Origin of the sequence: Streptococcus sp. C300, assembly GCF_000187645.1 — a bacterium.
Classification (GTDB): domain Bacteria; phylum Bacillota; class Bacilli; order Lactobacillales; family Streptococcaceae; genus Streptococcus; species Streptococcus oralis_CQ.
In genome coordinates, this window is record NZ_GL732466.1 from 513247 (window position 1) to 526690 (window position 13444).

Here is a 13444-nt window from a genome sequence, read left to right on the forward strand (position 1 = left end):
GAAAAGCTCTGTTTTTATGCCAATACCAATCATTAAAAAAACACTGCCAGATTTCTCTAGTAGTGTTTTGACATTTCATTTGCTTAGTAGACTGTTTTTTCAGTTTCTACGTCGAAGAAGTGTGCTTTGTTCAAGTCAAATCCAAGTTCAACTGTTGCACCTGTTTGCAAGTAGTCACGAGCATCCACTTTGGCAACAAATTCGTCTTTACCAACTTGGCAGTAAAGGTGAGATTCTGAACCAAGCAATTCTGATACTGAGATAGTAGCTTTGACAACTGATTCTGGGAATGTTTCAAGGAAAGCAGGTTCTGCATTCACATCTTCTGGACGGATACCGAAAATCAATTCTTTTCCTTCGTAGCCTTTGTCACGAAGAACTTTCAAAGCACCTTCTGGCACTTTCAAGCGGAAACCGTCAGAAACAATTTCACCACCAACCAATTTCACATTGATGAAGTTCATAGCTGGGCTTCCGATAAATCCTGCAACGAACTTGTTAACTGGATTTTTGTAAACTTCTTGAGGGGTACCGATTTGTTCTACACGTCCGATAGTACCTGTACCAGCAGGGTTCTTAGTAGCTGACATGATAACGATACGGTCTGCCAATGTCATCGCTTCTGTTTGGTCGTGAGTTACGTAGATGGTTGTAGCACCGATACGACGGTGGATCTTCGCAATTTCAGCACGCATAGATACACGAAGTTTGGCATCCAAGTTTGACAAAGGTTCGTCCATCAAGAATACTTTTGCATCACGGACAATGGCACGACCCATGGCAACACGTTGACGTTGACCACCAGAAAGGTCAGCAGGTTTACGATCCAAGAACTCTTTCAAGCCAAGGATTGCTGCAGCTTCTTGCACACGTTTGTCGATGTCTTCCTTGCTGTATTTACGCAATTTCAAACCGAAAGCCATGTTGTCATATACAGTCATGTGTGGGTAAAGAGCGTAGTTTTGGAATACCATGGCGATGTCACGGTCTTTTGGAGCTACGTCGTTGACAACCACGCCATCGATAGATGCAGTACCTTCTGTGATATCTTCAAGACCAGCAATCATACGAAGAGTTGTTGATTTACCACATCCTGAAGGACCTACGAAAACGATAAATTCTTTGTCTTTGATGTCCAAGTTGAAGTCTTCAACTGAGTAGTGTTCGCTGTTTGGATATTTTTTGTAAATGTTTTTAAGATTTAATTCTACCATCGAGGTAAACTCCTTTTGTCTTTTGATAGTTTTATTATATATGAAAACGCTTTACATTTCTATGGCAAGGTGACCAAAAAAATAAAAAAGTTCTGTGCAACTTGCACAAAACTTTAGAGAATATCTGGTAAAATCAACTGATAACAAAGGGTGAGATCCGTCAACTCCTTCAACTGAAGTCCTGTTAATTCTTCCCATTTATCAATCTTGTATTGGAGAGAATTGCGATGCAGATAGAGTTGCTGGGCTGTTTTAGTTAAGACAGCACTGTTTTCCCAGAGAGAAAGAATGATCTCCTGAATCTGATCTTGGTCCAGAATCAACTGACGAAGGTATTCTTTGATAATTCTATGGTCAACCAGCCCTTCCCCAAGACTCCAAAGATAGAGCTGTGAAAAAGTATGAACCCCTTGATGCCCCTGACGCCACCAAGCCTTAAACAAGTCCCGCTCTGCTTGGATTAAATCTGACAAAGCCTGATACCCAGTCTGTGACCAAACCTGCCCCAACATGATAGACAGACGAAGACCAAAGTCATACTCTACTGCCTCAATCGTATCGGATAAGATTGAGCGAACAGAGCTGTATTTATCTTGCTGGAGAATAAAAACATAGTCCTGAACTCCGACCTGCAACACTGTCTGGCAGTTAGGAAAGAGGGTCTGCATCATATCCAGCCAAGAGGCTAGATTTTCCTGTTGGTAATAGGATAGATGGCAATAAACCAGTTGTATCTTTTTAAAAGTTTGAGGTGCCTGCCCCTTTCCCTCGATCAGATAGGAATACCAAGGATTGAGTGAACGAGCCTGCTCCTGCTGGGTTAAAAGGGCAATTAACTGCTTTTCACGCTCGCTGAGCCCAGTTTCTTCCAGTAAAATCCACTGTTGAGAAGATAGAGGAAGTGTAAGATATCCTAGTTTCTCTATTGGCTGATCTGAAATCTGAGCCTCAGGAAACCAGTCTAGTAATTCTTTTGCAAGCATTTCTACGCCTCCACTTTTTGGATACACCACGAAATCAAGGTCTCTAGACGCTCCATATTATCAGTCAGATGAAGATAACCCATCACTGCTTCAAAACCTGTAGACATGCGATAAGTTACGACATCTGCATTTTTAGCCTTTGTGTGGCTATTGGTATTGCGCCCACGTTTATAGATTTCTTCTTCTTTTTCCGTTAAAACTTGCTCCTCCAACATGAGGGAAATCAGGCGAGCCTGAGCCTTGGCCGAGACATACTTGGTCGCCTCTTGGTGAAGTTTATTGGGCTTGGTCATGCCTTTTAGGATGAGGTGGCGGCGAATATACATGGAATACACCGCATCCCCTTCAAAGGCTAGCGCAATTCCGTTAATGAGATTGACATCAATCACGTGTCCACCTCACTCCATCCTTGGTATCAAGGAGCTTAATCCCTTGAGCAGCCAGTTGATCACGGATTTGGTCTGCTGTCGCAAAGTCACGATTCGCACGCGCTTCTTGTCGTTTTTGGATCAAGGTTTCGATCTCTGCATCCAAAACTTCCTCGACAAAGACAATTCCGAAGACCTCTAACATAGCCGCAAGAGCTTCCTTGACACTTGCATCATAGTTACCTGAATTGATCCATTTGGCCATTTCAAAGACAACTGTGATACCATTGGCAGCGTTGAAGTCCTCATCCATAGCCGCTACAAACTTATCTTTAAAGTCTTGCAACTCTTGAATGTCTACAGTCCCAGAAAATGGTTGCTCGTAAGTGTTTTTCAGATACTTGAGATTGGTCTCGGCATCCCGCACTGCTTTTTCCGTAAAGTTGATTGGTTTACGGTAATGCTGAGTCGCAAAGAAGAAACGCAACACTTGACCATCAAGAGTTTTAAGGGCATCATGGACTGTGATGAAATTCCCCAAGGATTTAGACATCTTGACATTATCGATATTGACAAAGCCATTGTGCATCCAGTAGTTGGCGAAAGTCTTGCCTGTTTTTGCTTCTGACTGGGCAATTTCGTTGGTATGGTGAGGAAACTCCAAATCAGCTCCACCACCGTGGATATCAATGGTATCTCCCAAAATCTCTGTTGACATGACCGAACACTCGATATGCCAGCCTGGACGACCAGGTCCCCAAGGACTGTCCCAAGAAATCTCACCTGGTTTTGCAGCTTTCCAAAGGGCAAAATCTACAGGATTTTCCTTACGAGCCGTTTCTTCATCGGTACGACCTGAAGCACCCAGCTCCAAATCTTCCAAGGTTTTATTGGCTAACTTGGCATAGTTATGAGATTTTTCCACACGGAAGTATACATCCCCTTGACTCTCGTAGGCAAAGCCTTTTTCAATCAAGTCTTCCACAAAGCGGATAATGTCAGCCATAAACTCGACTACTCGTGGATGGCGAGTCGCAGGTTTCACGCCCAAGGCCGTCACATCCTCACGAAAGGCCGCGATGTACTTGTCCGCAACCTCCTGAGGTGTGATGCCTTCTTCCTTGGCGCGATTGATAATCTTATCATCTACATCTGTAAAATTGGAAATATAATTGACCTCAAATCCCCGATACTCAAAATAGCGGCGAACAGTGTCAAAAGCTACTGTTGAGCGGGCATTGCCAACGTGGATATAGTTGTAGACCGTAGGCCCACAGACATACATCTTAACCTTACCGTCCTCGATTGGGACAAATTCCCGCAAATCACGAGACATGGTGTCGTAAATTTTAATCATGCGGTCCACTCCCTTCTCTATTTCTGACTTTTTCGGCTGAAAACCAGCTCTGCAAAAGGGCCAAATTGTCTGAGGCTATCCAGTTGGTAAAAGCGCTGCCCTTCCTCTTGGGTAAAGAGGGGAACCCCCTTTCCTAGGATAAGGGGCGCTATCTGAATAATGAGGTGGTCGAAAAGATCCGCATCCAAGAGCGGTCCTACCAAGGAATTACCACCAATCACAAAGACATTTTTGCCTTTGTCAATCTGGTGAACAAAGTCCACCACATCCCCAGCTACTGGCTGGTAATTGCTGACAGGCAGGTGCCTATCATGCGTAAAGACATAGTTTTCCGTAGCTTGATAAAAACTTTCTACATCTTGCAAATCTTGGATTTCCTCAAAGGTCCGCTTGCCCATGATGGTGATATCCATTTGCCTGTAAAAGTCATCATATCCTGTATCCTCTACAGAACTAAGCTGATGCAGCCAGTCTATCCTGTGCTGGCTGTCTGCCAAGTAGCCATCCATGGTGATACAGCCGTAAAAATATACTGCCATTCTTGTAGTTACCTTTCTAGTTCTACACTTTTGCTTTCAGATAAACCACCTGGGTCTGTTTGACAAAGCCAATTTTTTCATACAAACGTTTGGCACCTACATTGCTATCTTCCACGGCAATCTGAAACTCCTTGTCATTTTGCTCAATCAGTTTATTGACAAGGGATTTTGCTAGATAGCTTCCGTAGCCTTGCCCGCGTTCAAGCTCAGCTATTGCTAAGCCATAGAAGTAATTCGTATGACTCGATAAATCAACTGTACAAGTTCCAATAACCTGACCGTCTTTTAATAAAACATATAGGCGACTTTCTGGATCCTTCAGAGCTTCGGCGACATATCGATCCACAACTTCTCTCGATTCATGTTCCTCTGAAAATACCTGAAACTTCAACTGACTAATTTGATTCTGAAATGAACTATCTGCTAACAAAACTTCAAGATTAGAAACAGTTACTAACGGATAAGGTCTTCTATCCTTACCTAACCAAGTTTCTGTCTCTTCATCCTCGATTAGTCCCCAGTTACTGGCAAAGTCAGGATGATTCTCTAAAAAAATACGTTCTGTCTGAAAGGTGACTGACCGAATGGGGAAAGAAGCCGTTCCTTTCTCAAAACTAGTAAACAAAGCACGCGCAATTCTCTGTCGGCGATGTTCTGGATGAACCAGTATCGTCACTTCCACATCTTGATCATCAGCATAGACAGTTAAGAGACCAACAAGTTCGCCTTTTTCATAATAAAGGAAAAAGGCCGGCATATTTGGGTCAAAATTAAGCATGTTAGAAAGATAGGGATCACGATAAGTTCCATCATAGGCTTGGCAACAGTTAATTAGTTTTTTCGCTTCAAATAACTCTTCTTGGCTCAACTTATTTCTTGCTTGAATCATATAGGTATCCTCTACAACCCCGACGATCTGTGGCTGGCTTCACGGGCATGCTCGAGTTTATTGACGTAGTACTCCCGTTTTTCTTCGACTTCGTGGATAGTCGGCTCATCCTTCTGTCCATGAACTCGGACAATTTTAGCAGGAATTCCGACAACCGTCACATCACTAGGAACATCTGCCACAACAACTGCTGCAGCACCGACCTTAGCATTTTCGCCGATTTCCACTGGTCCAATAACTTGGGCATGAGCCGATATGAGGGCTCCCTTGCGAACGGTCGGATGGCGTTTCCCACAGTCTTTTCCAGTTCCCCCAAGAGTTACTCCGTGATAGAGAAGAACGCCCTTCTCAACAATCGCTGTCTCTCCAATCACCAAGCCAGAACCATGGTCGATAAAGACACCTGATTCTATCTGAGCCCCCGGATGGATCTCAATCTGAGTCCAAAAGCGCCAAAACTGACTGTGCATACGAGCCAAGAGTTTAAAGCCATGCTTCCAGAGAAAATGCGAGAGACGGTGGGCAGCCAAGGCCTTGACACCCGGATAGGTCAGTAGAACCTCCAAAGTGGTGCGCGCCGCTGGATCATTTTCTTTTACAATATCAATGGTTTCGCGCCACCATCCCATACATTTCTCCTTTCTTATTCTGAGTCTTTTGGTTTGTGTGTAAATTCTTTCTTCGGTTTGTGATCCTTGTGATGACGTGGACGGTGAGGACGTTCAGACTTTTCACCTTTTTCATCACGCTCAGGTTTTGGTGGACGTGGAAGAAGAGCCTTCATAGAAGCATCAACACGTCCTTTTTCATCAATCTTGATAACTTTGACATCGACTTCGTCTCCAATAGCCACCAAGTCTTCGACATTATTGGTACGCGTCCAAGCCATTTCCGAAATGTGAACAAGGGCGTCTGTCTTGTCAAAGAGGTTGACAAAGGCACCAAATTTCTCGATACGAACAACCTTGGCATGGTAAACTTCATCGACTTTAGCCTCACGCACCAAACCAGCAATAATTTCTTTAGCACGATTGATAGCATCTTGGTCGCTAGAGTAGATAGACACATTTCCTTCTTCGTCGATATCAATCTTAACGGCTGTTTCAGCGATAATCTTGTCAATCGTTTCTCCACCCTTACCGATGACAATCTTAATCTTGTCCACATCAATCTTGATGGTATCAATCTTCGGAGCAGTTGGAGCCAATTCTGGACGAACTTCTGGAATCGTTTCTTCAATCACATCAAGGATTTCAAAACGCGCTTTCTTAGCTTGAGCAAGAGCTTCTGTCAAGATTTCTGCAGTAATCCCTTGGATCTTGATATCCATTTGAAGGGCTGTAATCCCCTCACGAGTACCTGCTACCTTAAAGTCCATGTCTCCAAAGTGGTCTTCCAAACCTTGGATATCTGTCAATACAGTGTAGTTATTTCCATCAGAGATGAGACCCATGGCAATACCAGCTACTGGCGCCTTGATTGGCACACCACCAGCCATAAGGGCAAGAGTTCCCGCACAGATAGAAGCCTGAGATGAAGAACCATTTGATTCCAAGACTTCTGCTACCAGACGGATAGCGTATGGGAATTCTTCCAAACTTGGCAAGACTTGGGCAAGAGCACGCTCACCAAGAGCACCGTGACCAATTTCACGACGACCTGGTGCACCGTAACGACCAGTTTCCCCTACAGAGTATTGAGGGAAGTTATAGTGGTGCATAAAGCGTTTCTTGTACTCTGGGTCCAAACCATCGATGATTTGAGTTTCTCCCATCGGAGCCAAGGTCAAGACAGAAAGGGCTTGAGTTTGACCACGAGTGAAGAGACCGGAACCATGTACACGAGGAAGGAAGTCAACAACCGCATCCAAAGGACGAATTTCATCGACCTTACGTCCGTCAGGACGAACCTTGTCTTCTGTGATCAAACGGCGCACTTCAGCGTGTTCCATTTGTTCCAAGATTTCAGCCACATCACGCATGATACGGTCAAATTCTTCGTGGTCTGCATATTTTTCTTGGTAAACTGCAGTCACTTGGTCTTTAACAGCTTGAGTAGCAACTTCACGCGCTAATTTTTCTTCTACTTGAACCGCTTTTTGGAGGTCACTGTTGTAGGCTGCGATGATTTCAGTCTGTAATTCAGCATCCACATGAAGCAGTTCCACTTCTGCTTTTTCCTTACCAACCGCAGCAACGATCTCTTCTTGGAAAGCAATCAATTCTTTGACTGCTTCGTGCCCTTTGAGAAGAGCTTCCAACATGATTTCTTCTGACAATTCTTTGGCACCAGACTCAACCATGTTAATAGCGTGTTTGGTACCAGCTACTGTCAATTCAAGAAGCGAACGCTCTGCTTGTTCTTGACTAGGGTTGATGATGATTTGACCATCGACATAGCCCACTTGTACCCCAGCGATTGGTCCGTCAAATGGAATATCTGATATAGAAAGCGCCAAGGATGAACCAAACATAGCTGCCATTGGTGCAGAGGCATTTTCATCATAAGAAAGAACCGTATTGATCACTTGCACTTCATTACGGAAACCTTCCGCAAACATTGGACGGATTGGACGGTCAATCAAACGCGCTGTCAAAGTCGCATCAGTTGAAGGACGTCCTTCACGTTTCATAAAGCCACCAGGAAACTTCCCAGCCGCATACATTTTTTCTTCGTAGTTGACTTGAAGTGGGAAGAAATCCCCAGTTGCCATTTTCTTAGACATGACGGCTGCAGTCAAGACAGTTGACTCACCGTAACGCACGACAACAGAGCCATTTGCTTGCTTAGCAACCTGGCCAGTCTCTACGATTAACTCACGACCCGCAAAAGTCGTTTGAAATACTTGTTTTGTCATTTTAATCCCCTTTGGATTGATGAAATTATACGCCTTGCCTACAAAAATCAAGATATTTTGGACGGTTCGGTTTGCCGAACATTTCTGTAGAAAAATAGGAAGGTGACGAAGCATTCGATGAATGCTAGGAAGCTTGTCTTTTTTCCTAAGAAATGAGACCAAAATTCAATTAAGTAGTTTTTTTGATATTTCACTGGAATAGTGCGGACGGGAGCAACTTCCTTCGGAATTTCATCCCTTATTTTTTAGCCTGAAGTCTAAAAAATTCCGTCCTAGAAAATAACAGAGTTATTCTCTAGGATACTACTATAGCTTGAAATATCTTTTAAATACTCACTCCGTTCGTGTTTTTTGAGACACCTATTATCATATTTTGTTTAAAAAATAATCCACTTTAAACAAACTTCTACAACCTAAATACCCTCATCTTTGTATCAAGTACGTACAGAGTCTATTTTATCATATTTTTCTTAAAAAGTGCGGGCTTTTCTATTAAAAAGGAACCATTCCCCTCACCTGAGAAGAATGGTTTGCTTTTTATTATCCTAAAGACTGATGATTAAACAAGGCATGGGTTGCTTGGTGGATGTATTTTGCTGTTTCAGCATTGTTCATGGTGTAGAGATGCACACCTGCGACATCCTGCGTTACCAAGTCCACGATCTGATCCACGGCATAGGCAAGTCCTGCTGCTCTGAGCGACTCAGGGTCATGCTCATACTTGTCTAAGATGGCCTTAAATTTACGTGGAAGATGGATATTCTCACAAGTCTTCAAGAGACGAAGTGCTTGATTACGGTTCAGAATGGGCATGATACCTGCATGAATAGGAACATCAATCCCTGCCAAGGTACACTTATCTTGGAAATCGTAGAAGCGCTCATTGTCAAAGAAAAGTTGCGTTACAAGGCTTGAACAACCTGAATCCACTTTCTTCTTGAGATTTTGAATATCCGAGATTTGGTTTGGAGAGTCAGGATGCCCCTCTGGGTAGCAAGCACCAACAATATCAAAGTGAGGAGCTTGTTCCTTGATGAACTCGATCAAATCCGTTGCGTAGCGGAAATCCTTTTGCGGTTCCACATCAGGGATAATATCCCCACGCAAGGCCAAGATTTTCTGTACCCCAACCTTATCCAAGTCTGCAATGGTTTCAGCAACCTTGTCCTTGGTCAGATAGATAGCTGGCAAGTGGGCAATGGTTGGAATCGCCAAGTCATTCTGGATAAAGTCAGCCAAACGAACCGTTGTTTCCTTGATATTAAATTTATTATTGCTGGCAGTCACACTGATAAAGTGCGGTGTCAGCTCCCGCATATCCTGCAAGGCGGAAATAATTTTATCATTACCCACTGCTGGGTTTGGAGGGAACACTTCAAATGAAAGTGACGGTGTTTGGCGTGACATAGTCATTATCCTTTTCTTTTTGATTTCATGATTGCTGAGCCAGCTAGGTCCAAGCAGTTCCTTGATCAAACAGTGTCAAGCGAGAAATCTAATCTTACAATTTCTCACGCGCAGCTTTTGCTGCTTCGACAAGGCGGATCAAGCTTTCTTTTGTTTCTGGAATACCACGTGTTTTCAAACCACAGTCAGGGTTGATCCAAACTTTCTTGCTTGGTACTTTAGCAAGAATAGCATCGATTGTGTGGTCGATTTCGCCTTCATTTGGCACACGAGGTGAGTGGATATCGTAAACCCCAGGTCCCACTTCTGTTTGGAAGTTTTTCGCTTTGAGTTCGTCCAAGATTTCAAGGTTTGAACGGCTTGCTTCAAAGGAAATCACGTCCGCATCCATGTTGTCGATAGCTGGGATGATATCTGTAAATTCTGAGTAACACATGTGAGTGTGGATTTGTGTATCTGGCGCAACTGTAGAGTGTACCAAGCGGAAGGCTGGAATAGCCCAGTCAAGGTAGTCTTCGTACCAGTCGCTGCGACGGAGTGGCAATTTCTCACGAAGAGCAGCCTCGTCGATTTGGATGATTTTCACACCTGCAGCTTCAAGGTCAAGAACTTCATCCTTGATGGCAAGAGCGATTTGAAGAGTTGAGTCCTTGATAGAGATGTCTTCGCGTGGGAATGACCAGTTGAGGATAGTAACCGGTCCAGTCAACATACCCTTAACAGGTTTGTCAGTACGACTTTGAGCATAGCTAGACCATTTGACAGTGATTGGGTTGAGACGAGTGACATCACCCCAGATGATTGGTGGTTTCACCCCACGCATACCGTAAGATTGTACCCAACCATTCTTAGAGAAGAGGTAACCTGACAAGTTTTGACCGAAGTACTCAACCATGTCGTTACGCTCGAACTCACCGTGTACAAGCACGTCAAATCCAACTTCTTCTTGCCATTTAATCCATTCGTCGATGGTTTCAGCAAGGAAAGCGTCGTATTCTTCTTGTGACAATTCACCCTTACGGAAGGCCAAACGTTTGGCACGAACTTCCTTAGTTTGAGGGAATGAACCGATGGTTGTTGTTGGAAGAGCTGGAAGTTTAAAGGCTTCTTCTTGGATAGCTTCACGTTCTGCAAAGGCTGGCAAACGAGTGTAGTCTGCGTCTGTCAAACCAGCGATACGCGCACGAAGTTCTGTATTTTCACCCACACGCTCAGTCGCAAAGAGTTCTTTGTTAGCTGCAAGAGCTTCTGCACCTTGACCATTGCGGATAGCATCCAAATCACGAATCTCATCCAATTTTTCAACTGCAAAAGCAAAGTGGTTCAAGATAGCTGGTTCAAATTCTTCGTTAGCTGTTGTAAATGGCACATGAAGAAGTGAGCATGAGCTAGTCAAAACGATGTTTTCAGCTGGGATTTGTTCAAGAATCGCCAAGCTCTTTTCATAGTTGTTACGCCAGATGTTCTTACCATTGACAATACCTGCATAGAGAGTCTTGTCAGCTGGGAAGCCACCTTTAACGAGTTCAAGAGTTTTCTTACCTTCAACGAAGTCCAAACCAATGGCATCTACTGGCAAGTTCACAAGGTCAGCGTAGACGTCACGAACGTCACCGAAGTAAGTTTGAAGCAAGACTTCAAGACCTTTCTTGTCAGCCAAAAGCTTGTTGTAGAGGTTCAAGAAGAGGGCTTTTTCTTCAGCTGTCAAATCTTTGACAAGAGCTGCTTCGTCCAATTGGATACGAGTCGCACCAAGCTCAGCCAATTTAGCAAAGACCTCTTGGTAAGCAGCTACTAAGCTATCTACGAAGTCTTCTGCTTTCACACCGTCTTCAAAATCTGACAATTGAAGGAAAGTGAACGGACCTACAAGGACTGGACGAGTGTTGAGACCAAGTTCTTTTGCTTCTTGGAACTCATCAAAAATCTTGTGACCAGCCAATTTAACTTGAGTGTCTTTTTCAAATTTAGGAACGATGTAGTGGTAGTTGGTGTTAAACCATTTCTTCATCGGAAGGGCACGCACGTCCCCTTTTTCTCCTTGGTAACCACGTCCCAAAGCAAAGTAGCGTTCAAGATCAGACAATTCCAAGTTTTGAACGGAAGCAGGTACCACGTTGAAGAGGAAAGCTGCATCTAGGAAGTTGTCATAGTGAGAAAAGTCATTTGATGGGATTTCAGTGATGCCTTTTTCTTTGACGATGTTCCAGTGTTTAGCACGCAATTCTTTTGCTGCGGCAAGGAGTTCTTCTTCTGAGATTTCTTTTCTAAAGTATTTTTCAGTTGTAAATTTTAATTCGCGGAATTCGCCCAAACGAGGGAAACCGATGATCGTAGTTGACATGATGTGTCCTCCAAAATTTGTTGTTGAAACTATCTTAACAGAAAAGAAACTGTCTGTATAATTGTAAATAATTAGGCTTTGATATAGTTTGAAACTATATCACTGTTTTAAACAAAAGAAAAAGACTTGAGATCTGTGTCTCAAATCCTTTGTATTGCTTGTTTGGTGGCTGTATTTTAGTTGGAATGCTCAAACGAGCTATTGACGATTTTCATCAGTGACTATGGCTTGCTATTAGAAAAGACTATAGGTTGGTTTTCTTTTGTAATTCTGATATTTCCCTGAAAAAGTGCGGACGGGAGGTAAAATTGTTCTGTGGATGATTTTAGCCAACCAAGTAATCTCTTCTCTATCAACCTTTTTCCTGTTCAAGTGGAACGACTGCTAGTGTCTTTCCTAAACTTGCTAAAACTTTTAAGACCGTATCCAACTGAGGACTGGTCTTTCCTGTCTCCATCCTAGCTATAACAGGCTGGCTTACTCCACTGAGTTCCTCTAGCTTTTTCTGACTGATACCTTGCTCATGTCTAGCCTCAATCAACTCACTCATGATATCCACTCGCATATCACTTTCAAGGATTTCCTCCTTGGTAAAGAGTTCAGATCGGATATCCTTCCAATTACTTCCAATAGCACTATTCTTCATCACTTAACCCTCTTTCTTTTATGTCCTTCAGTTCACGCTTGGCTTTTGAAACAAATTATAACTTAAAAGTTATTAAAAGTAAATCCTAATACTCTTAAAAAGAAGACCTTAGAATCATTCTAAAGGTCTCATATTTATTATTCAAAAAAATTACGAGAAGAGTTATAATATGGAGCTAATCCTGACTCTTACTCCAGCTCAATGCCTTTCTCTCGGAGATTAGCTAAACACTCCTCATAGTATTCTGCATCATGTTCACTATAGATGGTCTTGCCTAGTTTCTCCTCTGCTAAGTCTTGATAAGAAGGGCAGGTCTTGCCACGGTAGTTCTTATCCAGCCACTCTGGACTGACATTGTAGCCACGGATTGCCATCTCCTCCATGATCAAGCGATGATAGGCATAGAGACGATAAGGCGAGTGGGTAAAGACATAGTCCACCGTCGCATGCTTTCTGCCCCAGCCATTGCCACGAAGAGCACAGCACTCTCGATGTTGCCCCAAAAGCTGCGGACGGGGAAGTTGTGAAATCAAAGCCTCATGCCAAAGTCTCATGAGAGTCTCCTTTCAGTAAAGTCGAATGTTGCAAATAGGTATTGGGATAGCGATCCAGCAACTCTCTCGTCTTAGCGATTAAGTCTTCCTTAGAAGCCTGACCAAAGCGGTAGCGATCCAGCAAGAGCATGTAGTCTTTGCATTCAACATCTGTCGCTTTCTTTTTGAAATAGCCCCAAATATGCTGAAAGGCATTGCAAACCTGACCTCTATGCTCAGGAATTTGGCAGGCACGGTCAATCAGTTCTTGAACATGACTTACCTCCACCACTTCATTCTTCAAGTA

13 protein-coding genes are annotated in these 13444 nt (G+C 43.4%); all 13 read right to left on the reverse strand.

Going from position 1 to position 13444, the window contains the following annotated elements; translation table 11 throughout:
- Positions 1-83: 83 nt before the first annotated feature.
- Complete coding sequence (locus HMPREF0849_RS02500) at positions 84-1214, reverse strand: ABC transporter ATP-binding protein (protein ID WP_000229940.1); 1131 nt, start codon at positions 1212-1214, stop codon at positions 84-86.
- Positions 1215-1327: 113 nt separating this feature from the next.
- Positions 1328-2197, reverse strand: a complete 870-nt coding sequence (locus HMPREF0849_RS02505) for a helix-turn-helix domain-containing protein (protein WP_000879845.1) — start codon at positions 2195-2197, stop codon at positions 1328-1330.
- 2 nt (positions 2198-2199) lie between these two features.
- Positions 2200-2586 (reverse strand): Mini-ribonuclease 3, encoded by a 387-nt coding sequence (locus HMPREF0849_RS02510; RefSeq protein WP_000567922.1) that lies wholly within the window; start codon positions 2584-2586, stop codon positions 2200-2202.
- The gene (gene cysS / locus HMPREF0849_RS02515) at positions 2579-3922 is read right to left on the reverse strand and encodes a cysteine--tRNA ligase (RefSeq protein ID WP_000591114.1); all 1344 of its coding nucleotides are present in this window, start codon (positions 3920-3922) and stop codon (positions 2579-2581) included. Before cysS ends, HMPREF0849_RS02510 begins: the two co-directional genes overlap by 8 nt.
- 17 nt (positions 3923-3939) lie before the next feature.
- Positions 3940-4461 carry a dihydrofolate reductase family protein gene (locus HMPREF0849_RS02520; protein WP_000301983.1) on the reverse strand — a complete coding sequence of 174 codons (522 nt, stop codon included), beginning with the start codon at positions 4459-4461 and terminating at the stop codon, positions 3940-3942.
- Positions 4462-4483: 22 nt separating this feature from the next.
- A complete protein-coding gene (locus tag HMPREF0849_RS02525) occupies positions 4484-5350 on the reverse strand; it encodes a GNAT family N-acetyltransferase (RefSeq protein WP_000613640.1) in 867 nt (288 codons plus the stop codon).
- 11 nt (positions 5351-5361) lie between these two features.
- The gene (cysE, locus tag HMPREF0849_RS02530; protein ID WP_000539989.1) at positions 5362-5979 is read right to left on the reverse strand and encodes a serine O-acetyltransferase; all 618 of its coding nucleotides are present in this window, start codon (positions 5977-5979) and stop codon (positions 5362-5364) included.
- Positions 5980-5993: 14 nt separating this feature from the next.
- On the reverse strand, positions 5994-8207 hold the full coding sequence (pnp, locus tag HMPREF0849_RS02535) for a polyribonucleotide nucleotidyltransferase (RefSeq protein ID WP_009013532.1): 2214 nt from the start codon (positions 8205-8207) through the stop codon (positions 5994-5996).
- A gap of 540 nt (positions 8208-8747) precedes the next feature.
- Positions 8748-9614 carry a methylenetetrahydrofolate reductase [NAD(P)H] gene (gene metF / locus HMPREF0849_RS02540; protein WP_008284314.1) on the reverse strand — a complete coding sequence of 289 codons (867 nt, stop codon included), beginning with the start codon at positions 9612-9614 and terminating at the stop codon, positions 8748-8750.
- A 94-nt stretch (positions 9615-9708) separates the two neighbouring features.
- The gene (gene metE / locus HMPREF0849_RS02545; protein WP_000108251.1) at positions 9709-11958 is read right to left on the reverse strand and encodes a 5-methyltetrahydropteroyltriglutamate--homocysteine S-methyltransferase; all 2250 of its coding nucleotides are present in this window, start codon (positions 11956-11958) and stop codon (positions 9709-9711) included.
- A gap of 352 nt (positions 11959-12310) precedes the next feature.
- Positions 12311-12604 carry a helix-turn-helix domain-containing protein gene (locus HMPREF0849_RS02550; protein WP_000797739.1) on the reverse strand — a complete coding sequence of 98 codons (294 nt, stop codon included), beginning with the start codon at positions 12602-12604 and terminating at the stop codon, positions 12311-12313.
- Positions 12605-12792: 188 nt separating this feature from the next.
- A complete protein-coding gene (locus tag HMPREF0849_RS02555; RefSeq protein WP_001241800.1) occupies positions 12793-13158 on the reverse strand; it encodes a TIGR02328 family protein in 366 nt (121 codons plus the stop codon).
- A partial coding sequence (locus HMPREF0849_RS02560; protein ID WP_033605354.1) for a DUF1722 domain-containing protein occupies positions 13142-13444 on the reverse strand: 303 nt, incomplete at its 5' end. The genes HMPREF0849_RS02560 and HMPREF0849_RS02555, both read right to left, overlap by 17 nt.

What these genes read in the sequence shown, in the direction of transcription:
- HMPREF0849_RS02500 (WP_000229940.1), bottom strand. Translation starts at nt 1,214, where the DNA reads ATGGTAGAATTAAATCTTAAAAACATTTACAAAAAATATCCAAACAGC.
- HMPREF0849_RS02505 (WP_000879845.1), bottom strand. Translation starts at nt 2,197, where the DNA reads ATGCTTGCAAAAGAATTACTAGACTGGTTTCCTGAGGCTCAGATTTCA.
- cysS (WP_000591114.1), bottom strand. Translation starts at nt 3,922, where the DNA reads ATGATTAAAATTTACGACACCATGTCTCGTGATTTGCGGGAATTTGTC.
- HMPREF0849_RS02520 (WP_000301983.1), bottom strand. Translation starts at nt 4,461, where the DNA reads ATGGCAGTATATTTTTACGGCTGTATCACCATGGATGGCTACTTGGCA.
- HMPREF0849_RS02525 (WP_000613640.1), bottom strand. Translation starts at nt 5,350, where the DNA reads ATGATTCAAGCAAGAAATAAGTTGAGCCAAGAAGAGTTATTTGAAGCG.
- cysE (WP_000539989.1), bottom strand. Translation starts at nt 5,979, where the DNA reads ATGGGATGGTGGCGCGAAACCATTGATATTGTAAAAGAAAATGATCCA.
- pnp (WP_009013532.1), bottom strand. Translation starts at nt 8,207, where the DNA reads ATGACAAAACAAGTATTTCAAACGACTTTTGCGGGTCGTGAGTTAATC.
- metF (WP_008284314.1), bottom strand. Translation starts at nt 9,614, where the DNA reads ATGTCACGCCAAACACCGTCACTTTCATTTGAAGTGTTCCCTCCAAAC.
- metE (WP_000108251.1), bottom strand. Translation starts at nt 11,958, where the DNA reads ATGTCAACTACGATCATCGGTTTCCCTCGTTTGGGCGAATTCCGCGAA.
- HMPREF0849_RS02550 (WP_000797739.1), bottom strand. Translation starts at nt 12,604, where the DNA reads ATGAAGAATAGTGCTATTGGAAGTAATTGGAAGGATATCCGATCTGAA.
- HMPREF0849_RS02555 (WP_001241800.1), bottom strand. Translation starts at nt 13,158, where the DNA reads ATGAGACTTTGGCATGAGGCTTTGATTTCACAACTTCCCCGTCCGCAG.